This is a genomic window from Streptomyces sp. Ag82_O1-12 (assembly GCF_900182715.1).
GTDB classification, from domain to species: Bacteria; Actinomycetota; Actinomycetes; order Streptomycetales; family Streptomycetaceae; genus Streptomyces; species Streptomyces massasporeus.
In genome coordinates this window covers 8,056,249-8,079,450 of the sequence record NZ_FXUW01000001.1, presented here as the reverse complement: position 1 = coordinate 8,079,450, position 23,202 = coordinate 8,056,249, and the positions used below count along the sequence as shown (strand labels likewise).

Annotated in this window: 23 protein-coding genes and 1 pseudogene; 12 read left to right on the top strand and 12 right to left on the bottom strand. The window is 72.4% G+C overall.

Annotated elements, in window-relative coordinates:
- Window positions 1-29: 29 nt before the first annotated feature.
- Entirely contained in the window at window positions 30-686 is a 657-nt protein-coding gene (locus QOL88_RS36800; RefSeq protein WP_097222528.1) for a nucleoside/nucleotide kinase family protein, read from the top strand.
- Between the two features lie 6 nt (window positions 687-692).
- Here QOL88_RS36800 and QOL88_RS36795 read toward each other — a convergent pair whose 3' ends face one another.
- On the bottom strand, window positions 693-1,316 hold the full coding sequence (locus tag QOL88_RS36795; RefSeq protein WP_097222527.1) for a LysE family translocator: 624 nt from the start codon (window positions 1,314-1,316) through the stop codon (window positions 693-695).
- A gap of 75 nt (window positions 1,317-1,391) precedes the next feature.
- On the opposite strand from QOL88_RS36795, the gene QOL88_RS36790 reads away from it, so the two are divergent.
- Both QOL88_RS36790 and QOL88_RS36785 read left to right on the top strand, forming a co-directional pair.
- Entirely contained in the window at window positions 1,392-1,928 is a 537-nt protein-coding gene (locus tag QOL88_RS36790) for a GNAT family N-acetyltransferase (protein ID WP_097222526.1), read from the top strand.
- Window positions 1,913-2,614: a maleylpyruvate isomerase family mycothiol-dependent enzyme gene (locus QOL88_RS36785; protein WP_097222525.1), complete on the top strand. Its 702-nt coding sequence runs from the start codon at window positions 1,913-1,915 to the stop codon at window positions 2,612-2,614. The genes QOL88_RS36790 and QOL88_RS36785 overlap by 16 nt, the downstream gene beginning before the upstream one ends.
- A gap of 82 nt (window positions 2,615-2,696) precedes the next feature.
- On the opposite strand, the gene QOL88_RS36780 is transcribed toward QOL88_RS36785, so the two are convergent.
- From QOL88_RS36780 to QOL88_RS36760, 5 genes are all read right to left on the bottom strand, one after another.
- Window positions 2,697-4,415 (bottom strand): hypothetical protein, encoded by a 1,719-nt coding sequence (locus QOL88_RS36780; RefSeq protein WP_097222524.1) that lies wholly within the window; start codon window positions 4,413-4,415, stop codon window positions 2,697-2,699.
- A gap of 2 nt (window positions 4,416-4,417) precedes the next feature.
- Window positions 4,418-5,320, bottom strand: a complete 903-nt coding sequence (locus tag QOL88_RS36775) for a carbohydrate ABC transporter permease (RefSeq protein ID WP_097222523.1) — start codon at window positions 5,318-5,320, stop codon at window positions 4,418-4,420.
- Window positions 5,317-6,228, bottom strand: a complete 912-nt coding sequence (locus QOL88_RS36770; protein WP_097222522.1) for a carbohydrate ABC transporter permease — start codon at window positions 6,226-6,228, stop codon at window positions 5,317-5,319. Before QOL88_RS36770 ends, QOL88_RS36775 begins: the two co-directional genes overlap by 4 nt.
- A gap of 122 nt (window positions 6,229-6,350) precedes the next feature.
- On the bottom strand, window positions 6,351-7,673 hold the full coding sequence (locus QOL88_RS36765; RefSeq protein ID WP_097223358.1) for an ABC transporter substrate-binding protein: 1,323 nt from the start codon (window positions 7,671-7,673) through the stop codon (window positions 6,351-6,353).
- Between the two features lie 275 nt (window positions 7,674-7,948).
- Window positions 7,949-9,070, bottom strand: coding sequence for an ROK family protein (locus QOL88_RS36760; protein ID WP_097222521.1), 1,122 nt, complete (start codon window positions 9,068-9,070; stop codon window positions 7,949-7,951).
- Window positions 9,071-9,322: 252 nt separating this feature from the next.
- Here QOL88_RS36760 and QOL88_RS36755 point away from each other — a divergent pair, with 252 nt between their 5' ends.
- The 3 genes and pseudogenes from QOL88_RS36755 to QOL88_RS36745 form a co-directional block, all read left to right on the top strand.
- Window positions 9,323-10,228, top strand: a complete 906-nt coding sequence (locus QOL88_RS36755; protein ID WP_097223357.1) for an N-acetylglucosamine kinase — start codon at window positions 9,323-9,325, stop codon at window positions 10,226-10,228.
- Window positions 10,229-10,449: 221 nt separating this feature from the next.
- A complete protein-coding gene (locus QOL88_RS36750) occupies window positions 10,450-12,369 on the top strand; it encodes a phosphatase PAP2 family protein (RefSeq protein WP_097222520.1) in 1,920 nt (639 codons plus the stop codon).
- Between the two features lie 116 nt (window positions 12,370-12,485).
- Window positions 12,486-12,809, top strand: a pseudogene (locus QOL88_RS36745) (phospholipid carrier-dependent glycosyltransferase); the annotation flags it as partial.
- A gap of 19 nt (window positions 12,810-12,828) precedes the next feature.
- Here QOL88_RS36745 and QOL88_RS36740 read toward each other — a convergent pair.
- Together QOL88_RS36740 and QOL88_RS36735 are read right to left on the bottom strand one after the other, a co-directional pair.
- Window positions 12,829-13,230 carry a DUF3662 domain-containing protein gene (locus tag QOL88_RS36740; protein WP_097222519.1) on the bottom strand — a complete coding sequence of 134 codons (402 nt, stop codon included), beginning with the start codon at window positions 13,228-13,230 and terminating at the stop codon, window positions 12,829-12,831.
- A 53-nt stretch (window positions 13,231-13,283) separates the two neighbouring features.
- Window positions 13,284-13,445 carry a hypothetical protein gene (locus QOL88_RS36735; RefSeq protein WP_179879060.1) on the bottom strand — a complete coding sequence of 54 codons (162 nt, stop codon included), beginning with the start codon at window positions 13,443-13,445 and terminating at the stop codon, window positions 13,284-13,286.
- Between the two features lie 155 nt (window positions 13,446-13,600).
- Here QOL88_RS36735 and QOL88_RS36730 point away from each other — a divergent pair, with 155 nt between their 5' ends.
- The 4 genes from QOL88_RS36730 to QOL88_RS36715 all read left to right on the top strand — a co-directional run bounded on the left by QOL88_RS36730 (window position 13,601) and on the right by QOL88_RS36715 (window position 18,334).
- The gene (locus QOL88_RS36730) at window positions 13,601-14,518 is read left to right on the top strand and encodes a MurR/RpiR family transcriptional regulator (protein ID WP_179879059.1); all 918 of its coding nucleotides are present in this window, start codon (window positions 13,601-13,603) and stop codon (window positions 14,516-14,518) included.
- A gap of 314 nt (window positions 14,519-14,832) precedes the next feature.
- Entirely contained in the window at window positions 14,833-15,213 is a 381-nt protein-coding gene (locus QOL88_RS36725) for a hypothetical protein (protein ID WP_179879058.1), read from the top strand.
- A 43-nt stretch (window positions 15,214-15,256) separates the two neighbouring features.
- Window positions 15,257-15,823 (top strand): antibiotic biosynthesis monooxygenase, encoded by a 567-nt coding sequence (locus QOL88_RS36720; protein ID WP_097222517.1) that lies wholly within the window; start codon window positions 15,257-15,259, stop codon window positions 15,821-15,823.
- A 204-nt stretch (window positions 15,824-16,027) separates the two neighbouring features.
- A complete protein-coding gene (locus QOL88_RS36715) occupies window positions 16,028-18,334 on the top strand; it encodes a SpoIIE family protein phosphatase (protein ID WP_257028106.1) in 2,307 nt (768 codons plus the stop codon).
- Between the two features lie 244 nt (window positions 18,335-18,578).
- Here the strand turns inward: QOL88_RS36715 and QOL88_RS36710 are convergent, their stop codons facing one another.
- Together QOL88_RS36710 and QOL88_RS36705 are read right to left on the bottom strand one after the other, a co-directional pair.
- Window positions 18,579-19,067 (bottom strand): flavin reductase family protein, encoded by a 489-nt coding sequence (locus QOL88_RS36710; RefSeq protein WP_097223355.1) that lies wholly within the window; start codon window positions 19,065-19,067, stop codon window positions 18,579-18,581.
- Between the two features lie 9 nt (window positions 19,068-19,076).
- Window positions 19,077-19,931 carry a peptidoglycan-binding domain-containing protein gene (locus QOL88_RS36705; protein ID WP_257027992.1) on the bottom strand — a complete coding sequence of 285 codons (855 nt, stop codon included), beginning with the start codon at window positions 19,929-19,931 and terminating at the stop codon, window positions 19,077-19,079.
- 179 nt (window positions 19,932-20,110) lie between these two features.
- On the opposite strand from QOL88_RS36705, the gene QOL88_RS36700 reads away from it, so the two are divergent.
- Entirely contained in the window at window positions 20,111-20,821 is a 711-nt protein-coding gene (locus QOL88_RS36700; RefSeq protein ID WP_097222515.1) for a TetR family transcriptional regulator, read from the top strand.
- Window positions 20,822-20,973: 152 nt separating this feature from the next.
- Window positions 20,974-21,384 carry a Zn-ribbon domain-containing OB-fold protein gene (locus QOL88_RS36695; RefSeq protein ID WP_097222514.1) on the top strand — a complete coding sequence of 137 codons (411 nt, stop codon included), beginning with the start codon at window positions 20,974-20,976 and terminating at the stop codon, window positions 21,382-21,384.
- Window positions 21,385-21,391: 7 nt separating this feature from the next.
- Here the strand turns inward: QOL88_RS36695 and QOL88_RS36690 are convergent, their stop codons facing one another.
- Both QOL88_RS36690 and QOL88_RS36685 read right to left on the bottom strand, forming a co-directional pair.
- A complete protein-coding gene (locus QOL88_RS36690; protein ID WP_097222513.1) occupies window positions 21,392-22,729 on the bottom strand; it encodes a Gfo/Idh/MocA family protein in 1,338 nt (445 codons plus the stop codon).
- 64 nt (window positions 22,730-22,793) lie between these two features.
- The gene (locus QOL88_RS36685) at window positions 22,794-23,174 is read right to left on the bottom strand and encodes a PPOX class F420-dependent oxidoreductase (protein WP_097222512.1); all 381 of its coding nucleotides are present in this window, start codon (window positions 23,172-23,174) and stop codon (window positions 22,794-22,796) included.
- Window positions 23,175-23,202 lie beyond the last annotated feature (28 nt).

The window sequence follows — 23,202 nt, the reverse complement described above, 5'->3', positions numbered from 1 at the left end:
GCGCCCGCCCCGGGTGGCAGACTCTCTCTGTGCCGCTCACCTTCGACGACCTCGTCCACCGCGCCCGGACCCTCCCCCGGGGCGGCCGGCGCGCGATCCTCGGCATCGCGGGCAGCCCCGGCGCGGGCAAGTCGACGCTCGCCGAGCACCTGGTGCGGGAGTTGAACGGCACCGGCGACCCCTGGGTCGCACACGTCCCCATGGACGGCTTCCACCTCGCCGACGCCGAACTGGAGCGTCTCGGTCGCCGGGACCGCAAGGGCGCGCCCGACACGTTCGACGCGGCCGGGTACGCGGCCCTGCTGCGGCGGCTGCGCGACGAGCCCGGCGACGACGTGGTCTACGCGCCCGGTTTTGAACGCGTCCTGGAGCAGCCGCTCGCCGGCGCGATCCCGGTGCCGCCGACGGCCCGCCTGGTCATCACCGAGGGCAACTACCTGCTCCTGACCACCGGCGCCTGGCCACGCGTCCGCCCCCTCCTCGACGAGGTGTGGTTCTGCGAGCTGCCCGAGCCCGAGCGCGTCCGCCGGCTGGTCGCCCGCCACGAGCGGTTCGGCAAGACACACGAGGAGGCGGTGGCCTGGGTGTCGCGCTCGGACGAGCGCAACGCCGAACTGGTCGCGACGAGCCGGGGGCGGGCGGACCTGGTGGTTACGGAGCCGGCACTGCCGCGCCCGGAGGCGTGACCCCCTTCAGGCGTCCACGGCCAGCCGCACGCCCAGCCCCACCAGGACAGCACCCGAAACCTGCTCCATGCGACGCCGCACGGACTGCCTCCTGAGCACGCCCCCGACCCGCCCTGCCAGCCACACCACGGGCAGGTACCAGACCAGGTCCACCACGGCCCAGACCACCGAGAGGGCGAGCAGGGTGGGCAGCACGGCGGCCCCCTCGGGCACGAACTGAGGCAGGAAGGAGACCGCGAACAGCCCCGCTTTGGGGTTCGCGGCGTTGGTGACCAGCCCCTGCCAGTAGGCCCGCCGCAGTGAGACCGGCGCCCACGCGGCCGGCTCCGCTTCCCCGCCGCCGGGACGCCGGGCCCGCCACAGCGCACGGGCTCCCATCCACACCAGCACCACGGCACCCGCGATCCGAATGACGTCGTAGGCGATCTGCGAGGCCAGCAGCAGCGCCGACAGGCCGAAGGCGGCGGCCAGACCCCACAGCAGCACACCGCACTCGTTGCCCAGGACGGCGGCCGTTCCGGTTCTGCGACCGTCGGCCACCGACCGGCGCAGGATCACGACCGTACTCGGGCCCGGAGTGACGGCGATCAGGAAGGCGGCGCCGACGAACGCGACGAGGGAGGTCAACATCGCGCCAGAATCACCGAGTCGGTCCGCCCGGGCAAGCCGTTTCCCGGCCGCCCGCCGACGGGGCATGATCTGCCCATGATCAGGTCCGCCACCGTGAACGACATCCCCGAGATCCGCGCGATGATCCGCGAACTCGCCGCGTACGAACGGGCCGTGGAACAGGCCCGGGCCACCGAGGAACAACTTCGTGAAGCGCTGTTCGGGGAGCACCCCGCCGCGTTCGCGCTGATCGCCGAGGACGACGGCACGGGTGAGGTCATGGGCTACGCCCTGTGGTTCCCGCGCTTCTCCACCTGGACGGGCACGCGCGGTATGCACTTGGAGGACCTCTACGTGCGTACGCACGCCCGGGGGGTGGGGTACGGCAAGGCGCTGCTCGCCGCCCTCGCGGCGACCTGCCGGCGCAACGGGTACGACCGCTTCGAGTGGTGGGTCCTGGCCTGGAACACGCCGGCGATCGACTTCTACAAGTCGCTCGGGGTCGAGCTCCTGGACGAGTGGAAGGTGTGCCGGCTGAGCGGTGATCCCCTCAGGGAGCTCGCGGCTCAGGCACCGCCCGTCCGCCACCCGGCCGCCGACGCCCAGGAGAGGCGCTCGTGCGGCCCCCGGTGACCGAGGTGATCGCCGCTCATGCCGTGCTGGCTCGACTCGTCACACCGCTGGACGACGAGCAGGTCCGGGCCGCTTCCGCGCTGCCGGGCTGGACGCGGGGACACGTGCTGGCCCATCTCACCGACAACGCCCGGATGTTCACCCGTCTCGCGGAACACGCCCTGCGCGGGCAACTCGTGCCGGCCTACGGGGGCGGCACCGAGGAGCGGAACGCGATCATCGAGGCCGACGCGGGCCGAAGTGCCGCCGGACATCGTGCCGAACTCGCCGCCCGCTCGGCGGAGCTGGAGGCGGTGTGGGCGCGCTTCACCGAGGTCGACTGGAGCCGGCCCGTGACCTTCCGTGACGCGGACGTCTCGGCGACGGTCCACGCCCGGTGGCGCGAGGCGTGGATGCACATGGTGGACCTGGACCTCGGCGTACGGCCGCGGGACTGGCCGGAGGAACTGGCCTGCCATGCCATCGACTTCCTGCTGTGCCGGCTGCCTGCGGGCACCCGGGTGCACGCCGATGATCTGCGTCGGGAATGGGCCCGCGCCGGCCGGACCGGCCCGGTCGTCACCGGGCGGGTGCGCGACCTGGCCGCCTGGATGGCCGGGCGCGTGCCCGCCGCCCTGCCCGTCGCGGCGGAGGGGCTGCCCGTCCTCGGGCCGTGGCCGCCCCACCCTCCCCGGAGCCGCCGTTGAGCCGTGCACCGGGCCGGCAGGGGAGGTGCGCCGCGAGGTCAGCCCTTCGTGCCCGGGGTGGTCGCGGCGTGGGCCGTCCGTGTCATCCGGCGGGTGCGGACCGGTGGGCGCGCAGTGCGACGGTCAGTGTGTGCGGGCCGAGTCCACCGATGTAGACGCGGTTCCCGGTCGTCGCGTCGGTGCCGCCCACCACGCTGTAGTCCTGCCCCGGGTCGTAGCGCAGTACGTCGCTCCGGTCCGGCCCGGCCGTCGGTTCGCCTGACGCCACGTCGGCCTCGACCCGGATCTCGTCGTCACCGACCCGGTAGGTCATCGAGCCGGTCGTCAGGCACCAGCGCCCGTCGCCGATCGGTACGGCACCCTCCGGCACGCCACCGGACCGGAAGGTCAGCTCGAGGGCCCAGGGCACCCGCGGTCCGCTGATGTCGATCCGCAGGTCGGCGCCGTCCTCACGCAGGTCCACCTCGACACGGGTCGTGTGGGAGACCTCGTCCCGGGGCCGGTCCGCGAAGGACATCGCGGCCGAGAAGCGTCCCTCGTCCGCCATCCGGTAGGCGGCGTCGTCCCGCCGCAGGTCCGGCGGCAGCGGCTGGTAGTAGGCGGCCGTGAGACTCTCGGTGAGCCGGTACCGGTGGTCGGCGGGCCGCTCCACGTCGGCGGCGCGGAACGGGCCCAGGTCGAAGAAGCCCCGGGAGAGCCGGACCGCGTCGAGGACTGCTTCGCCGGCGAACAGGCGCATGAAGGTGGGATTGCAGGCGAGGCCCGAGCGGATGCGCCGGTGCTCGGGCACGTCCGAGCCGCCGTACACCACCGTGTGCGCGGTGGCCGACGCGCGTGCGGCGAGACGCGCCGTCGTGATGTACCGGCCACGCGGAAGCGGCTCCGCGGCCGGTTCCGGCAGGACGCGGCACAGGTCGGGGGTGAGGAGGGTCTCGGCGAGCAGGTCGGGGTCCTCGATGCCGCCGGAGGCCGCCAGCCGCGCCGCCCGGCTGAAGTCGCCCCGGCCGGTGCGGATCGCGAGCAGCCGGTAGTGCGGCAGGTAGGGCGCCAGCGGGAACGGGTGGTTCTGGTCCTGCCGTCGGGACAGGACGGTCTCCACGGTGCCGTCCGGCCTGATGAGGTCCAAGGTCGCGGCGAGATTGCGTTCGACGGCGTCCCGCAGGTCGGCGCGGTCGAGCACGTCGGCCAGCAGCAGCAGCGACGGGTTGGACACGTGGGCCGCGTAGTTGGCGCTCCGTTCCGAGTACAGGCCCTCCGCGTCGATGTCCACGCCCTCGGCGAGCCACTCCCCGACGCGGTCGAGGAGCCGGTCGTCGGGGAACGACCTGTGCAGCCGGGCCAGCGCCGCGCACAGCTCCCAGCGGTGGTTCGGGGTGTGCACCCCACCGGTCAGGAGACTGCCGGAGGCGGCGCCGGCGATCTCGGCGAGGGCGTCCGTGACGCCGCGCAGTTCCGGCCCCGCGCCGGCGGCGAGGACATGCGCGTCGCACACGTCGTTGACGGTGAACCCGGAGTCCGGCGGTGACTGCACGTTGTCGCCGTCGGCGAAGAGGCCGGTGGCCGTCTGCGCGGCGCGCAGCGCACGGAGGTGGGTCGTCGCGGCGGCGACGGCCCGCCCGCTGCCGTGCAGTACCGAGTCCGGGGACCGGTACGCGGCGATCAGCGTCTTCACCCGGCGCGCCAGAGCGCGGTGGGGCACACCGGCCGGTTCCTCGCCGGGGCCGGCCACCAGCGGGGCGGCCAGCCGGTCGGCGGCGCCGGCCACCGCGCGGACGAACTCGTGGTCGAGCGCAGTGGGCACGGTCAGTCCTTCAGTCCGGCGTTGATGTCGGCGCCCATGACGTAGCGCTGGAAGACCAGGAAGACGGCGATCAGCGGGATCATGGAGATGACCGACGCGCCGAGCAGGACCGACCAGTTGATGTTCTGCGCGCCGACGATGCTCTGGATGCCGATCTGCACGGTGAACTTGTCGGGGTCGTTGAGCATCAGCAGCGGCCAGATGTAGTCGTTCCACCGCCACTGGAAGGACAGGATCGCGAGGGTCAGCATGATGGGCCGGGACAGCGGCACCATGATCCGCAAGAAGATCGACAGTTCGCGGGCGCCGTCGATGCGGGCGGCTTCCACGAGTTCGTCGGGGACTGTCAGGAAGAACTGACGGAACATGAAGCATCCGGTCGCGGTGAGCACGGCCGGGAGGATGATGCCGGCGAACGAGTTGTAGAGACCGAGGTCGCGGACGACCAGGAACTCCGGGGCCAGCATGACCTCGGACGGCAGCATCGTGGTGGCCAGGATGCAGACGAAGAAGACCTTGAGCCACCTGTTGTCGTACTTGGCCAGCGCATAACCGGTGCAGCAGCTGACTCCCACCGTGAGGATCGTCGTGATCACGCACACGATGGTCGTGTTGATGAAGTACTGGGAGAAGTTGGCGCTGTCCCACGCCGCCTTGAAACCGGACAGGGTGGGGTTGTGCGGAAACAGCGTCAGCGGATACGAGAACAGGTCGCTGGCCGGCTTGAAGGAGCTGAGGACGAACCACAGCACCGGCAGTCCGTAGAGGCAGGCCAGGATCCACAGCAGTGTCGTCGCGGACACCGCCTGCCGGATCCCACCGGTGGCTGCCCGACGGGGACGCTTCTTGGAGACGGCCCGTGCGGAACCGGCGTCGACCGGGCGTGGCGTGTCTGTGGTTGTCATCGGTTCTCCACCCGTCGGTTGACGATCAGCTGGATGATCGCGACGGCCATCAGGATGAGCATGAGCACGAACGACGCGGCGCTCGCGTAGCCGATCTGGCCCCGTTTGAAGCCGGTCTCGTAGATGTACTGGACGAGCAGGTTGTTCGACGTTCCGGGTCCGCCGTTGTTGAGGGCGACGAACACCGGATACTCCTTCATCGCGTTGATCGTGTTGAGCAGGATGACGATGAACGAGGTGGGCGCGATGCTCGGCAGCGTGATGTGGAAGAACTGGCGCCAGGGGCCGGCGCCGTCGAGCGAGGCCGCCTCGTAGTACGACACGGGTACGTTCTTGATCGCCGCGATGAACAGCAGCATCGAGAAGCCCGTCCAGGCCCAGGACGCCGCCATGACCACCACCAGCAGCGACAGGTCCGCGTTCGACTGCCACGGAACGGCGTCCCCGCCGAGCTCGTGGATGAGGTAGTTGACCAGTCCGAAGTTCTCACCGAACAGCCACCGCCACAGCACGCCCACCACGATGGGCGACAGCAGCCACGGGATGAAGAAGATGACGCGGGCGACCGAGGCGCCCTTGGCGTGCTTGCTCACCACCACGTTCGCGATGAGCAGGGAGAACACGAAGTTCAGCGGGACGAAGAGCACGGTGTACAGCAGCGTCCGGCTCAGCGCGTCGTAGAAGGTGGAGTCCCCGAACAGGTTCTGGTAGTTGTCCAGCCCCACGAACTGGAAGACCCCTACGCCCGTGTAGTTCGTGAAGGAGTAGACGAGCCCGATCACCGCCGGCCAGACGAAGAAGAGCGCGAAGAGCACGACGTTGGCCGCGATGAGGACGAGCGGCGCAAGGGTGTACTTACTGCGTCTCCTGGGCGGGCTCACGGACACGTCCGAGGCGCGTTTGGTCATCTTCCTGACTCCGTGCTGGTGGAATGGGTTCCTGTGGGCTCAGGCCATGAGCCCGGCATCACGTGAGGGCCGGGGCCGGGCGGCGGTGTCTCGATCCGCCGCCCGTACCCGCCGGCCTGCGCTCAGCCGCCGACCTGCTGGTTGTAGACGTCCACGATGTTCTGCAGGGCCTTGTCGGACGACTGCTGTCCGTTGATCGCCTTGCCGAGCTCCGTCTTGGTCGGGTCCTCGGGGAGGCTCTTGCCCTTCAGCACCCACTTCGTCTGCGCGGTGTTGAAGTAGCCGGAGATGGGGGCGTAGAGCGGGATCGACTCGTTGTACAGCTTGAACGCCGCCTGCGCCGCCTCGGACTTGAAGGGGTACTTCGGGTTCAGACCGCTCTCGACCGGCAGGAAGCCGGACGTCTCGCACAGCACCTGGTAGTGGGCCGGCTCGTACAGCCAGCTGAGGAACTTCGTCGCGGCGTCGGCCGCGGCGGCGTTGTTGTTGAAGCCCACCGTCATGCCGCCGCTGTTGACGTCACTGGCCTGCACCGGCTGGGCGGGGGTCGGGACGCTCGCCCACTCGAACTTCTTGATGCTCTCCGCGAAGGCGGGGACCTGCCACACGCCGGACCAGTAGGCGACCACGTCACCGCTCTGGAACATGGCCGACGGGTCGGCGCCGCTGGTCCACACCGACTTCGGCATGGTCTTGTCGTCGTTCCATCCGACGAAGGTCTTCACGGCCTTCTTGGTCGCCGCGTCGACCGAGAACTTGCCGGAGGAGTCCGCGTGGACGTACTTCCCGCCCTTCTCGTACACCATGGCGCGCAGCCGGGACGGCGACTGGTCGAACGTGAGGGAGTACTTGGCGCCGGTCTTCTCGCGGACCTTGTCCGCCGCCTTGATGAAGTCGGTCCAGGTCCAGGTCTTCTGGGGCGAGGCCGGGAAGGAGACGCCGGCCTTCTTGAACAGCGTCTTGTTGATGAACAGACCGGAGGCGGTGACGTCCGAGGGGATGGACAGCACCTTCCCGGACGAGTCCTTGGCCAGGAAGTTGGCGTTGATCTTGTTGCTCTTCTTGTTGGCGATGGACTTGAGGTCGATCAGCTTGTTCGCCCAGATCGGGTCCAGCGCCGGCACGGCCGCGACGTCGGGCAGCGAGTTCGCCTGCGCGGCGTTGTGCAGCTTGGCCGGGTAGCCGTCGTAGGGGATGTTGACGAGCTTGACCTTGACGCCGGTTTCCTTCTTGTACTGCGCCACCATCTTCTTCCAGCCCGCGTCCTGACCCGGGACCGTGGAGATCCAGAACGTCAGCGACTTGGCGTTCCCGCCCGAGTCGGACCCCGACCCGCAGGCGGAGAGCAGAAGGGCACCTGCCGTGGCCACGGCAGCGAGGGGAACTACGCGACGTATGCCGCCGCGGCCGAGACGGCGGGAGCGCCGCACACCCAGACTGGTCATCTTCAATCCCTTTTCGTCGTAGCGGAAGAAGCACGGCGCCAGCCGAGGCGGCACGGGTGCATTTTGCAGGAAATTTCGCTTTCCGGGGGGCACGGCCTCGCCCGACCGCATCGCCCTGACGGATGGGGTCCCCGGCCATGACGGCCGTCGTCGCACAAGCACGCCCTCGTGCGGCTCCCGTACTTCGCGTACGGGCGGGAGGCTCACCCGGAGTCGGCGTCCCGGCCGACTCAGAAAGCGCTTGTCCGGACATTGGCAGACCGATGGCGCAGCCGTCAATGCTTCGCCCGCACAGCTCCGGTCACGGTTTGAATTCCATGGGCGACCGCGAGCCTGCTGGCGCCCGCCACGGTGCCGGTGTCGCCCACCACGCTGCTGACCACCTCGGTGGGCCAGCTCAGCCGGGCCAGCTCGGCCCGCACCCCGGGCAGGAGCTGCGGGTCCGCGCCGGTACCGCCGCCGAGCACGATCAGGCCGGGGTCCAGCACGGCGGCCACGGCGGCGGCGAGCCGGCCCACGTCGGCGGCGTGCGCGTCGATCACGGACCGGGCCGTGGCATGCCCCTGCCCGGCCAGGGCGAGGAGCCGCTCGGCGGTGCGCGGACGGGGGCCGTCGGTCTGCTGCCAGGCCTCGGCCGCCCGGCGCAGCAGCGTGCGCGACCCCATGCGCTGCTCCAGGCCCTCGTAGCGCGGGGCGCGGCTCTCGTCCCAGGGGTAGGGCAGCCGGGCCACCTCACCGGCGGCGCCGTTCGCGCCGCGCAGCACCCGGCCGCCGATGACGACGGCGAGTCCGATGCCGACGCCGATGCGCAGGTAGCCGAAGGTCTCGCGGCCGACGGCGGCCCCTTCGTCCAGTTCGGCGAGCGCGGCGCAGTTGACGTTGTTCTCCAGGTGGACGGGCACTCCCTCGGGCAGTGCGACGGCCATGGCGTCGAAGACGGGACCGGCCTTGGCGGTCGCCGGGCGCTCCCCCGCGCCTTCGCCGTCCCGGGTGGTGACATCGCCGACGGCGACGACGACGGCCCGCAGCGGGGCTCCGGCGGGCAGCCCGTCGAGGACCTTGCGGACGGTGTCGGCGGCCTCCGGCCTGGAGCCGGTGCCCTCGGCGAGCAGCGTCCCGTCCAGGGCGCAACCGCGCACCCGCGTCCTGGCGGGCCCGAGGTCGACGGCGAGTACGGCACCGGCGGCCGGGCCGAGCCGGTAGACGGCGGCGCTGCGGCCGGTGCCGCCGGAGGCCCGCCCGGAGTGGGCGGCGAGTTCCACGGCCTCCAGTTCGGCGACCGCGGTGGAGACGGTCGGCTTGGAAAGGCCCGCACCGGCCGCCAGCTGGGGACGGGTGGCCGTTCCCGCCCCGGCCAGTACGTCGAACACCACACGGGCACTCTCACTCAGGTGCATGGTCTCCCCAGGTCGTGCGGCGGCCGAGCAGGACGGCCGCGAGGGTCGCGCGGCATCGGGAATTCCGTGCCTCTTGACGCGCACCCTACTTCGTTAGTTAACTTCCTAACGAACTTCACGGTACTCGCCTGCCGTGTTCGGAAGAAGCCCGTCCCGGGGCTTCCCTACCTCTTCAACTGCCGTGGTACGACGGGTGGTTCGCCTGCCGTCGCCGTGCCGCGCAACGACGAAAGAGGACCCGTGCAGGACTCCATGCCTTACGCGGTCGGTACGCCTTACGCGGTCGGTATCGACGTGGGCGGCACCAAGACGCATCTGCGCGCCTTCGCGGACGGCGCGGGCGTCGTCGATCATGTCCGCGGCAGTACGGGCTGGCGCCCGCACGACGCCCGGGCCGCCGCCGACTGGCTGGCAGATCTGATCGCCGTCGCCCTGCCCTCCTCGCCACGACCGTCCGCCCTCGCCGTGGGCGGTCACGCCTGCGAGACGCCACGCCAGTGCGCGGGCATCCGCGCCGCCCTTCAGGAGCGGCTGGGGGTGCCCGCGCTCGTCGTGGGCGATGCCGAGCTGCTCGTTCCCGCCGCGGGGCTGGACAAGGGTGTGGGTCTGGTCGCCGGCACCGGTTCGGTCGCGGTGGGGCGGCTGCCCGGCGGCGAGGCGGTCCAGGTCGGCGGCTGGGGCGCGGTGCTCGGCGACGAGGGCGGCGCGGCCGGTCTCGTCCGGGAGGCGGCACGGGCCGTCTGGGCCGCGCACGACCGGGGCGAGGAGCCCGACGCACTGGCGACCGGGCTGATCGCCGCGTTCGGGGTGGCCGAGGTGCCCGCGCTCGGCGCCGCCATGGAGGCCGCCACGGACGTCTCGGCGGAGTGGGGCCGCCACTCCCCGGCCGTGTTCGCCGCCGCCGAGGCGGGCTCACCGCTCGCCCGGGACGTGATCGCCGAGGGCGGCCGGGCGCTCGCCGGGCTCGTCGTACGGCTGGCCGCACGCGGGGTCGCGGTGGACGACGTGGTGGTGGCCGGCGGCACGGTGCTCGCCCAGCCCGCGCTGTACGAGGCGTTCACCGCCGCGCTCGCCGAGTCCCTGCCCGGGGCCCGGACGCAGCCGCTGCGGGTGCCGCCGGTCGAGGGCGCGCTGGCCCTGGCCCGTTCGCTTCTGTGAGCCGGGCCGCCGTTCACCCTTCGGACACCGGCCGGTGACCGGCCCCTCTCCGAAGGGTCACAGCACGGCCGTAGATCTTCGCTCGTACGCAACAGGTGCCACAGAAGTCGCCACAGGCACCAGAAGTCGCACAGCCCGCACCACCTTCCCGGCCACACGGCCGACGCACCGTCGCGCAACGCCACGACACCTTCTTCGCAGAACTCCAGAGAGGCGCACCCATGTCTTCAGCCGGGCACCGCTCCCCCGCCACCGTCGACAGGCGGGGCTTTCTCAAGACCTCCCTCGGCGCCTCGGCGGGCCTGCTCGCCGCGCCGACCTTCGCGTCCTGGCTTGGCGCCGCGGACGCGCAGGCCGCCACCGGCTTCGCCGCGTTCGTCGACGACTACAAGTCGAACATCGCCGCGAACCTCACCCCGGAGACCAACGCCGTCGTCCGGATCCTGGGCGGCATGTCGAAGGTGTGGAAGACCGGCGGCGCCTGGAACACCGGCACACCGCTCATGCCGGAGATACTGCGCGCCAACGTGCGCTACTGCGAGCGGATCACCACCGAGCGCACCGACGCCGAGGCGAAGAAGGCCTTCGTCATCGACCGCCAGCACCAGAGCTACGCGATGATCGACGGACTCGGCCCGCTCGCCGTGCTCTACAAGACGGGGGCCAAGGCGGTCACCTCGATCACCAGTGCCCCGGACGGCACACCACCCGCCAAGATCGACGACGCCGTGCCCGCCGACGCCCCGGCGGGCTCCGCGCTGGGCGCCGGCTCGTACGACTCCGAACTCGGCCAGGTGGCCCGGCTGGTGGACACCCTGCGCGGCAACTGGGCTTCCGGCAACCCGTCCAAGTTCGCCTATCTGTATCCGCGGCCGTGGCGGATGAACGAGGACAGCGAGGTCGTCGACACCGGCCGGAAGGACGAGTTCGGCTTCCCGGTGTACGACTCGAAGGTCGTCGTCGCCCCGCAGCTGCTGCGTCAGCGCAGCGACAAGCCGGCCGAGGACGGTGGTTTCCCCAGCGGGCACACCAACGCCCTGCACCTGGCCTCGCTGGCCTACGCGTACGCGGTCCCCGAGCGTTTCCAGGAGTTGGTGACGCGCGCCCTTGAACTCGCCCACACCCGGATCGTCGCCGGCATGCACTCGCCCGTCGATGTGCTCGGCGGCCGGATCATGGCCACCGCGCTGGCCGCAGCCACCCTGGCGGACCCGGCCAACGCAGGGATCAAGGCGGCGGCCCGCGCCCAGGCCCTGGCCTACTTCACGAAGAAGACCGGTACGACGGCCGACACCCTGTACGCGTACGCGCACTCCGCGGACACCGGCACCGACCCCTACGCCGACCGGGACGCCAATGCTCGTGCGGTCCGGCCCCGGCTGACGTACATCCTGCCCCGCCGCGGCCGCAAGGACCCGCTGACCGTACCGAAGGGCGCGGAGGTGCTGCTGGAGACGCGGCTGCCGTACCTGAGCGCGGCCCAGCGTCGCGAAGTGCTGCGGACGACCGCGCTGCCCTCCGGCTACGTCCTGCTGGACGGCTTCGAGCAGTGGGGCCGGCTGAACCTGTTCGCCGCGGCGGACGGCTACGGCGCCTTCGACCGGGACGTCACCGTGACGCTGGACGCGGCGGCCGGGGGCTTTCACGCGGCCGACAGCTGGCGCAACGACATCGAGGGCGACGGCGGTCTGACCAAGCGCGGCTCGGGCACGCTCACCCTGGCGGGCCACAACCGCTACCGCGGCGGGACCGTCCTGGAGGCCGGCACTCTGGTCGCCGCGTCGCCGAACGCCCTGGGCGAGGGCGACGTCCGGGTCGCGGGCGGCACGCTCCGCGCGGCCGAGGTCCTGCGGGTGCGCGGCTCCTACGTCCAGGAGCGCGAGTCGACGCTGGAGCTGCCGCTGCGCCGGAACCACGGCCCGGCCCTCACGGTGGGCCGTCGGGTTCTGCTGGGCCGGGGCAGCGTGCTGTCGCTGCGGCTCGACGCCGAGCGGCCGCCGGTCGCGGGCACGACGGTTCCCGTCCTGTCCGCCGGGCAGCTGCGCGGCCAATTCGACCGCGTCGAGCTGGACTCCGGGACGCTGCGGGCGGTGCCCGTCCACACGGCTGACGGTCTGTCGGTGCGACTCGTGCGGCGGTAGCGCTTTCCACGGCGGGGGCTGTCGCAGAGTGGGCCCATGAGGGACCTCTGGATGGCTCCCGCCGTTCCCCGGGCCGTGTCGCTCTCGCCCCCGGCACCGGCCGAACCCGCTCGGTGGCCTTCGGGGGGCCGGGGCGGACCCGGCAGGGGCCGCACGACTCGAACGTCGACTGGGGGCAGGACCTCGGACGGCGCGCGGACCGACTCCGCGATCGGTACCCGGGTGAGCGGGTGTGGCTCGTCTACAAGGGCGGTGGGGTGCCGTCCTTCTACGGCGTCGAGGCCTCGGATCCCCGACGGGTGCCGGTCCACGCGGTGCGGGGGCTGCTGGTCGTGTCGGACTCGGCGGCCGCGAAGGCCTCGGGGCGGCCGGCCGAACTGATCTGCGGCAGCCGCCCCGTCGATGACGTCGGGCACTCGATCACGGTGTACCGCCGTTGAGTGCGGCGGTGCGCGTACGTCAGTGCGTCGCGCGGAAGAACCCGTCCGCGCTCACGTGCCGCATGACCCGGGAGGCCACCCGGTAGCGGCCGTTGGGCACGTCGGGGCACCGCGCCACGTGGACCGCCAGCAGGCCGGCGAACTCGTAGCCGCGGCGTTCCGCGTGGCGGGACAGACTGTCGGTGAGGGCCTGTCCCACGTCGGTGCCGGTGCGGGTCAGATGCTCGTGCACGTCTTCGGGCAGTTCGACGTCGTAGGCGTTGGGAACCATGACGCGTCCTTCACGGCACACCACGGCGTTGTCGTCGCACTCGCGTTGCAGGGCGTCGAGGATCTCGACCGGTTCCTTGTCGCGCAGCCGCGCCCACAGCGCGTCCCATCGGTTCTCCAGGGTCTGTTCCAGCGCACTCAGCGCGCTCATGCCGTCTCTCCTGCCGGAAGCGTCGTCGGTTCGGTCGGGGTGCCGGGGGTGCCCTACCGGTCGTCGTAGTCGTCGGGGCGCACCTCGGCCTCCTCCAGTGCCTCGCGCATCGTGCGGCCGGTCCCGCCCGGCGGGCGGGGGCGGTTGTCGTCCCTGTGGTCCAGCAGGTCGTCGGTGGTCTCCGTCTTGGGCCGGCTCTCCTCCGGGACGGTCATGACAGGGGCTCCTCTCGGGGTGGTGTGCGGCGGCGGGTTCCCGCCCGGCGTACGGGTATCCCCCCGCGGGGCAGCTCATGCTGCCCGAGGAAGCCCTGGTCACTACGGTGCGTGAGCTATGTTGAACGTCCGTGGGAGACGAAGGAGGCGCACCGGTGCCATCGCCGCAGCAGGCACGCGCACAGGCATCCGCGATCACCTCGGGGAAGGCCGCACCCGAAGCGGAGGTCTCCCCGTCCGCCCAGCTCAGGTCGCTCTTCGACCGGCCCCGGCTGTCCCCGGGGCAGCGGCGCATCGCGCAATACCTGATCGAGCACATCACCGAGGCGGCGTTCTTGTCGATCACGGATCTCGCGGACCGGGTCGGGGTGAGCCAGCCGTCGGTGACGCGGTTCGCCTCGGCGGTGGGCTTCAGCGGTTACCCGGCGCTGCGGGAGAAGCTCCAGTCGATCGCGCTGGGCACCCTCGCCGTCGGCCCGGCCGAGGAGACGCACGGCAACGAACTGCAGGCGGCGGTCGACGCCGAGATCGAGAACCTGGAGAACCTGCGGCGGGACCTGGCCGACCCGAACGTGGTCATCGACGTCGGCCGCGAGTTCTCCTCGTCCGCCCCACTGACGGTCCTCGGGCTGCGCATCTCCGTCTCACTCGCCGAGTACTTCGCCTACGCCGCCCGCCGGATCCATCCGGACGTACGGCTGGTGACCCGGGGCGGCAGCGTCGCCTACGACGCGCTGCTGCAGTCGCGTGAGGCGGGAGGTACATGGGTGCTGGCGTTCTCCATGCCCCGGCACGCCCAGGAGACCCTGACGGCCGTGCGGGTGGCGCGGGGCGCCGGGCTCAAGGTCGCCCTGATCACCGACCTGGCGCTCGGGCCGCTCGCGGACGAGGCCGACGTCGTCTTCGCCCTCGGGACCGGGTCGCGCCTGGTCTTCGACTCCTACGCGGCCCCGGGCGTGATGTGCTCGGCGCTGCTGCAGGCCATGACGGACGCGGATCCGGAGCGGACGCAGGCGCGGCTGGAGGAGTACGAGCAGGTCGCCGACCAGCACCAGTTCTTCCTCAGGGACTGAGCGGCACATCCGGACCGCACGCGAGGGGCGCCCACGTGCGCGGACCCCACGTGCGGACCTCGCGCGGGGACCTCACATGGGGATCATCCGCAACAAAGCGCGCATGAATGTTTTCATGCTCCTTGCAAACCAGATGGCATATATAAATACTGCTCACGGATCGCGACCCGGTGGTTTCCGGATCCGTTCCGCACCCGTGGAGCCGGGTCCTACCCACTCCGGGTCCCGGGTGTTCGTGGCGGCCCCGGCCATCCCCTAGGCCGGGGCCGCCCCGACCCGTCGTCCACCCACGCGACGCCGCACACCCGGAAGCGATGATCATGCCCCTGACGACTACGCGCATCAGCCCGGACTGGCCCTGCCAGGTCAAGACCCCCGGGAGCTACGACTGGGAACGCTCGGCGGCCAAGTGGCTGCGCGAGCTGGTGCCCACGCGCTACGCCGGATACCCCGTGTTCATCCGCCACCCCGTCCTGCTCGCCCGGCACGCCCAGATCCAGGTCCAGAACGAGATCCGGGTCGCCCGCACCGCCCTGCAGACCGCCCGCGCCGACCTGCCCGGACTCGGCCTGCACGAGGGAGTCATCGAGCACTCGATCAAGCTGTACGCGGCCGAGGTCATGCAGCTCCAGCACATCGCCCGCAGCGTCCGGGCGGTCACCCAGGCCCTGGTCGAGGCGAACCGACAGCCGTGACCCGGCGGGTATGACTCGCGCCGCGCGTGGCACACGTGGAGGAATGAGCACCACCGAATCCCGGCGCGACGAGCCCGTGACCACGGTCCTGACCTGGCAGGTGCGCCCCGGCCGCGAGGAGCGGTTCGAGGAGTGGACGCACGGCATCACCCGCTGCGCCCGGCAGTTCCCCGGCAACGAGGGCGTCTCCTGGCTGACGCCCGAGGACGGCCACCGCTACCACGCCGTGCTGCGCTGGTCCGACCGGCACCGGCTCGCCGCGTGGCTGGAGTCCGAGGAGCGGGCGCACTGGCACCGGCGGATCGAGGACATCGCCACCGAGGTCAGCAGTGAACGCCAGTCGACGACCGGCATGGAGACCTGGTTCAGCCTGCCCGGCACCACCGTGCAGGCCCCGCCCCGGTGGAAGATGGTCCTCACGACCTTCCTCGGCGCCTACCCCTTCACCCTGCTCATCCAGTGGCTGGTGACGCCCCACACCACCGGCTGGCCGCTGCCCCTGCGGGCCGCCGTCTTCCCGCTGGTCCTGCTGCCGGTGCTGACCTATCTGGTGATGCCGCGGCTGAGCCGGCTGCTGCGGCTGTGGCTGTATCCGCGCGACGGCGGCTGAACCGTCCCCACGAGGCCGGTGTGGCCGTGTGGCCGGTGAGGCGCCCGGGGCGGGTGATCGGTCCGTGCGCACAAGGCGTTCTTCGAATCGGGCCAGGTGTGCAATGCTCAACGCGTGACGAGCGAGCCCGTGACGCCGGCGCAGCCCGGTGCCGCACCGGACCTGGTCGAACTGGCCAAGATCGTCGCCCGGCAACGCGCCGAGATGGACCGGCTGCGCGACCAGGCGGCCACCTCGGCTGTCGTGGAACGGGCCAAGGGCGCGGTGATGGCGCTGCGCGGGTGTACCGCCGACGCGGCCGGCGAGCAGCTGCTCCAGCAGGCCAAAGCCGCACGTCGCACCCTGCTGGAGGAGTGCTGGATCACCCTGGGCGCCCTCGCGCCCGCGCCGCCCGGACCCGGCAGGATCGGTGGGGTCCCCGGCGTCGACGCACCCGGCTCCGGGGTGGCGGCCCTGGAGCAGTCGGCCACGCCGGACGACGTCACCGCCGCCTTGGGCCGCCTCGGACAGGCCCTCGTTCGGGTGATGACACCGCACGACCTCGCCCGGTGCCTGCTGGAGCACCTGGGCCCCGACATGTCGGCGGACGCGGTCCTGATCTACGCCCGCAGGCCCGACGGCGGCCTCGAACTGATCGGGCACGCGGGCATCGACGACAAGCTGGCGACCCAGTGGTGCCAGGTACCGCCACTGAGCGGGGTGGCGGCGCTGGACGCGCTGCGGTCGGGCGAGCCGCGCTGGCTGGAGGACTTCGCCGCGGACGAGCGTCAGTACCTGCTCATCGGGGATCCTCCCGACCGGTGGCGCTCGCGTGCCTGGCTGCCCGTCCTCGCAGGGGGCTCGGCCGAGGTCTGCATCGGTGTACTGCGTGGCCGCGCCGGGGAGTTCACCCCGCGCGACCGCGCCCACCTGCGGGGCGTCACCGGGCTGTGCGCCGGCCGGCTGCGCGCCTTCGACGCCCCGCCCGAGCGGCACGTCGACGCCGCCACGGACGCGGTGCAGGCACTGTTCGAGGCCCTGCCGATCGCGGCGATGCTGCTCACACCGTTGCGGGCCGCGACGGGCGAGGCCGAGGACTTCCGGGTGGAGGCCGCGACCGCCCAGGTGGGCGACCTGCTGGGCCGGACCGGTGAGGAACCGGCCGGGCGGCGACTGCTGGAGCTGCGCCCGGCCCTGGCCGTCGAACCGCTGTGGCAAGGCTGTCTGCGGTCGCTGGCCACCGGCACGACGTACGAGGGCGAACCGTTCGCGCACGAGGAGGTCGTGGCGGGCGTCGCCGAGCTGTCCCTCTACACGGCTCGGGTCGCGCCGCTGGGCGACGCCCTCGTCGTCTCGTGGATCCGGCACGGCTCCTCCGACCGGCAGGAGCAGCGGCTGGCGGACCTGCAGCGGCTGGGCAGTCTCGGCTGGGCGAACTGGAACCTGGCCACGCAGGAGGCATCCTGGTCGACCCAGGTGTTCTCCCTGGTCGGCCGGGACCCGGCGCACGGCCCGGTGCGCCTGCCCGAGGTCCCGGAGCTCGCGCTCCCCGAGGACGCTCCCGCGCTGACGCGCGCCGTCGACGAACTCGTCCACGGCGGGCGGCCGTTCGACGTGCCGTTCCGGATCCGGACCAGCGGCGGCATCCGGCACCTGCGGCTGGCGGCCGAGGCGGTGGCCGACCGGCACGGTACGCCCGTCGAGGTGCACGGCTTCGTGCAGGACATGACCGCCCGGCGGCGCGCGGAGCTGGCCCTGATCGAGAGCGAGCGGGCGATCCTGACGCAGCACGACGTGCTCCAGGCCGAGCGGACCCTGGCCACCCGGCTCCAGCACGCGCTGCTGCCGCTGGCCAACCGGCCGGTGCACCTGGCCGGGCTGCGCGTCGAGGTCGCCTATCTGCCGGCCCAGTCGGGTGTGCACGTCGGCGGTGACTGGTTCAGTGCCATCGAACTGCCCGACGGGGACGCGCTGCTGGTGGTCGGCGACGTCGCAGGGCACGGGGTCGACGCGGTGGCCACCATGGCCCAGCTCCGGTTCACCGCGAAGGGCATGGTCATCACGGGCTCGTCGCTGACCGGGGCGCTCGCCCGGCTGAACACGCTGCTGCTGCACTCGCGCGACTCCCACGCGACCGCCACGATGGTGCTGGCCCGCTACAACCCCCGCCGCCGGCGCCTGGTCTGGGCCCAGGCGGGGCATCCCCCGCCGCTGCTGCTGCGCGACGGCGAGGCGCGGTACCTGCGCCGCCCCGGCGGCATGCTGCTCGGGGCGTCCACCACGCCGGTCTACCAGGAGGCGGAGTGCCGTCTGGACCCGGGCGACCGGCTCATCCTCTACACCGACGGCCTGGTGGAGCACCCCCCGGACAGCATCGACCGGGGGCTGGAGCAGCTCGCCGAGGCGGTGGCGGCCCCGCACGGCGACGGGCCGGGGTCGCTGGGGCCGTTGCTCGCGCGGATGCTGCCGGACGTGCGGCGGGACGACGTGTGCGTGGTCGACGTCCGGGTTCCCGGGGTTCGGGACCGGTAGGGGGCACCGGCTCACGTGTCACCGCGGTGACGCCAGTACCACCACAGCCCCACGAGCGAGGCGAGCAGGAACAGGGTGGGCAGCACCAGGCCGGGGATGCGGGAGCCGTTCATGGGCGTGGCCTTCGGTTCGTGGCGGTTCGGGCGCCTCGTGCGTCGCCCACGCCCAGGGTGACGCCGATCGGCCCCGCCGTTCCGCCGCTTTTCCCAGCCGTTGCCCGGCGTTCGACGGAGAGGGTGGGACGTCAGTCGACCGGGTGGCCCGGGTGGATGGTGACGGCGTCGGACATGCGCAGCAACGGCCCGTCGTGCGCCCCGTGTCCGCCCCACTCGACCGGGTCGAGGACGAAACCGATGTGGTCGCCCCCGCCGGCGCGCGCCACGATCCGGCCGACGAACCAGGCCGGCGCCTCCTCCAGGACGAGGGCCCCGCCGTACGCCTCCCGTAGCCGGACGTCCTGGAACTTGTCGGTCCGGTCGCCGGTCCGCCCCCCGAACAGCTCGGCGAGGGCGCGCTGTTCGCGGCCGAGCAGGTGCACGGCGAGGACGTCCGCGTCGCGCGCCACCCGGAAGGTGTGGTTGAGCTCGGACAGCCACACGACGAACCGCACGGGCCGCAGCGAGCACTGCGAGGCGAACCCGACCAGACAACCCGCCCGTTCACCGCCCGCGACGGCCGTGACCACGTACATCTCGGGGTTCAGCCGGTCGATGAACTCGTCCATGCCGGCCATGGTCACACATCAGCTCGTGCCCGCCGCTGTCCGGGACTCCAGGGCGGCCCGGGTGTCGTTGCCGTAGACGCCGGTCTCGTCGCCGCGGATGCCGTACCAGAGCTGGAAGCGGGCGACCGCGGCCGTGAGGGTGGGGTCGTAGCTGCCGCTCGTGGAGCCGTCCCGGTAGACGTCAGGAACGTCCAGGAGACGTTGCTGGAGCTCGGTCACCTCAGGGCCGGTGGCCCCCTCGCGCAGCGTGCCGGCGCCGTCGGGGTCCGCGGGTGCGGGGGCGGCCGGGCCGGGCGGGGTGGGTGTGGGGTCGGGGGTCGAGGGGGCGGCCCGGGACGGGCCGGGCGCGGGCGCGGCACTGTCGTCCTTGTGCTCGCCGCGCAGCAGGAGCGCACCGCCGAAGCCGATCACCGCGGCGGCCAGGACGGCAACCGCGACGGCGGCGCGGCGCAGCCCGGCCCCCGGGGGGACGGCGCGGGTGGGCCGGCGGGTCTCGCGGGCTACGGGCGGGAGCTCCTGCGTCAGGGCCTCGGAGCCGGCCGGCGGCCCCGGCAGCGCGGCGGACTCGTAGCCGCCGGGGCCGCGGCCGGACTCGCAGCCGCCGAGGCCGCGGCCGGACGCGTGGCCGCCGGATGCACGGTCGGTCTCCTGCCGGCCCGGGCCGCCGCCGGTCTCCTGGCGGCCGGAGTCGCCGCCGGTCTCCTGCCGGCCTGGGTCGCGGCCGGTCTCCTGCCGGCCTGGGTCGCGGCCGGTCTCCTGCTGGAACTCCCGCATCAGTTCCGCGAGCGCGTCGGTGCGGCGGGGCCGCAGGACGCGGATGGGTTCGAGGGCCGGGCCGTCGTGCGGCGGCCGGGGCTCGGACGGTGTCGACACGCTGCTCTCCTTCGTCCGGGCCCGGGGTGCCCGTCCTTCGAGGATCGTCCTGCCGCTAGATACGCGGCGGGCGCGTCCGGGGTTCAGAGCCCGGTCGGCCGGGCGGGCAGAGCAGTCAGTACCTCCCGGCGAGTGCACTGAGTGCCATCAGTGGTCCCACGGGTGCTACGTTCGCGCTCATGAGCTCCGAGAAGGCCGAGGCCGGCACCGGGAAGCCGCCCATCCGGGACGCCCTGGTGGCCGCGGCCTTCCAGCTGTTCCCGGAGCGGGGGTACGAGCAGACCACCGTCGATGACATCGTGGCGCTCGCCGGTGTCGGACGGCGCTCGTTCTTCCGCTACTTCCCCTCCAAGGAGGACGTGGTCTTCCCGGACCACGAGCGGTGTCTCGCCGACATGACGGCGTTCCTGGCGGACAGCTCCGACGACGACGAACCCGTGCGGCGGGTCTGCGACGCGGCCCGCCTCGTGCTGCGCATGTACGCCGAGAACCCGGCGTTCTCGGTGCAGCGCTACCGCCTCACCAAGCAGGTGCCGGGGCTGCGGGCCTACGAGCTGTCGGTGGTGTGGCGCTACGAGCGGGCCCTCGCGGAGTACCTGCGCCGGCGTTTCGCCGCCCGCCGGGACGGCACGCTGCAGGCCGACGTGATCGCGGCGGCGGTGGTCGCGGCGCACAACAACGCGCTGCGTTGCTGGCTGCGTTCGGACGGGCAGGGCGAGGCGAGCGCGGCGGTGGGCCACGCGCTGGACTACGTGCAGTCGGCGTTCGGCGGGGTGCCGCTGCCGCCCGCCGTGGAGCAGCCGGAGGACGTGGTGGTCGTCGTGTCGCGGCGTGGGGCACCGCTGTGGCGGGTCGTGCAGGAGATCGAGACGACGCTGGGCCGGGGCTGAGGGCTCCGCACATCGAGGGTACGGAGTGCCTTTACGAGTGGCACTGAGTGCCATACTCTGTGCTGCGTGCACGGTGGCACGGCGAACCGCGCACACGTGTGCGCGGGTGATCGCGTGCGCGGATTCCGGCCGAGTGCAGGGAGTTGACCAGCGTGTACCACTCAGGAAGCGTCACTCAGCAGGCCGCCGGCTCCGCGACGGGTCTGCTGGACCCGAGGGGCCAGAACTCGGAGGCCATCCTCTTCCAGCGCTGCACCTGGTGCGGCACCGCCATGTACCACCGGTTGCTGTGTCCGGTCTGCCGGGGCAGCGAACTGCGCACGGAGCGCGCCGAGGGCACGGGTACGGTGCGCCACTCCACCGTCGTGCACCGCAACACCCCCGCGGCGCGCAACGTGTCGCAGATAGAGATGTCCGAGGGGTTCGTGGTGCGCGGCCGGGTGATGGGCCCGCCGATCGGCATCCACAGCGGGGACCGGGTGCGGCTGTCCACGGCCAAGGACCCGGTACGGGGGGAGCCGGTCTTCCAACTGCTGGACGAGCCGTACCGGGCCTGGCGCTGACGCGCCCTCAGCCCGCGATCAGCTCCTCGGTGCGCACGGGACGTCCGGTCTCGAAGCTCCGGTTCGCCGCGAGGCCCACCGCGAGGGCGAGCGCCCCGTCGCGTTCGGTGGCCGTGGGATGGGTCGCGGCACCGGTGTCCGCCGGGGCGGTGGGGCCGACGGGACCGAACAGCGCGTCGAGCATGCGCGGATCGCCGCCGCCGTGGGCCTCGTGGGCGACCGCGAGCGGCACGTCCACCGGGGGCTGCCACAGCGGGCGCAGGGTGAGGCGGGCGCCGCCCGCGTGCTCGGCCGCCGTGTCGCCGTGCACCGCGCCCACCGACGAGGTGATCCGGCTCAGCGGCGGCTGCCAGCGGCTCTCCTCGACCTCAAGTTCCAACCGGCCCGCGCTGCCGTTGAACATCACCCGATAGCCCTCCCAGGGGGAGTAGGCGGTCAGGTGGTACGTCATCGTCGCGCCGCGCGCATAGCGCACCAGGACGGACATGTCGTCCTCAATGGTGACCGGCCCGTCGAAGACGTTGCGGTCGCGCAGGTAGCCGTCGTCGCGTTCGGCGTCCAGGTAGAGGGCGCGCAGGGTGGCGTCGGACGCGAGGTCCAGGGCGAAGGGGTCGTCGGCCGCCCGTTCGGCGCCGTGGGCGCGGTCGTAGTCCCGGCGCAGTCCGTGCCGCTCCCCCGCCTCACGGCCGTAGAAGCCGAGCCGCCCGAAGCCGAAGGCCTCCCGGGGCTCGTCGGCGAGCCACCAGTTCACCAGGTCGAAGTGGTGCGAGGACTTGTGCACCATCAGGCCGCCGCTGTGCCGCTTCTCGCGGTGCCAGCGGCGGAAGTAGTCGGCGCCGTGCCGTACGTCGAGCAGCCACTCGAAGTGGACCGACAGCACCTCGCCGATCGCACCGTCGGCGAGCAGGGCCCGGACCTTCTCGTGCACGGGGTTGAAGCGGTAGTTGAAGGCGACGGTCAGGGAGTTGCCGGTCTCGCGGACGGTGTCGAGGATGCGGGCGCAGCGCCCGGCGTCCACGGTCATCGGCTTCTCGGTGACCACCCGGCAGCCCGCCTTCAGCGCGGGGACGATGTAGCGGTCGTGCTCGGCGTCGACGGTGGTGACGACGACCTCGTCGATGCCCTCCGCGGCGAGCAGGTCGGTGAAGCGGTCGGGCTCCCACGGGGTGGCGGCCGGTGCGCCGGTCTCGGCCAGCAGCCGGTTGTGGAAGGCCATCCGGGTCGGACTGGGGTCGCACAGCGCGGCCACGACATGGCCGGGGCGTTCGGCGAGGCCGCGGGTGAACAGCTGGGCCCGGTGGCCGGTGCCGACGACGGCTGCGCGCAGGACGGGAGTTCGGCTCATGGCAGGTGCCCTTTCCCGTGGACGGGGTCCCCACTCCCCCACGGCTGAAAGCGCTTGCCGAGGCTCAGGGGGTGATGCGGATGCCCACCGTGCCGTCCACGCCCCGGCGCAGCCGGCTGCCGAGCAGGGTCAGCCGGCCCGTCAGGCCGTACTTGCGGCCGATCAGCTGCCGGTAGCGGGCGGTGGTGGCCGCGTCGCAGATCTCCGCCGTCGCGGGCACCTGGCCGCCGGTGGGGTTGCCGCGCAGGTCGCAGGGGCCGATCAGCACATCGGCGCGGTTGCGGATCCGCTTCACCTTCCAGGAGTCGGCGGGCGTCCACACGCCGAGCGCGTCCCCGTCGCGCACCACCCAGACGGGAGTGGCTACCGGCGTGCCGTTCTTGCGGTAGCTGGTGACCAGCAGGTATGTGCCCGCGCCGAGTTCGTCCAGCGTCCTGTCGTCCATGGCGGGAAGTCTACGAGCGTGCCCGCGG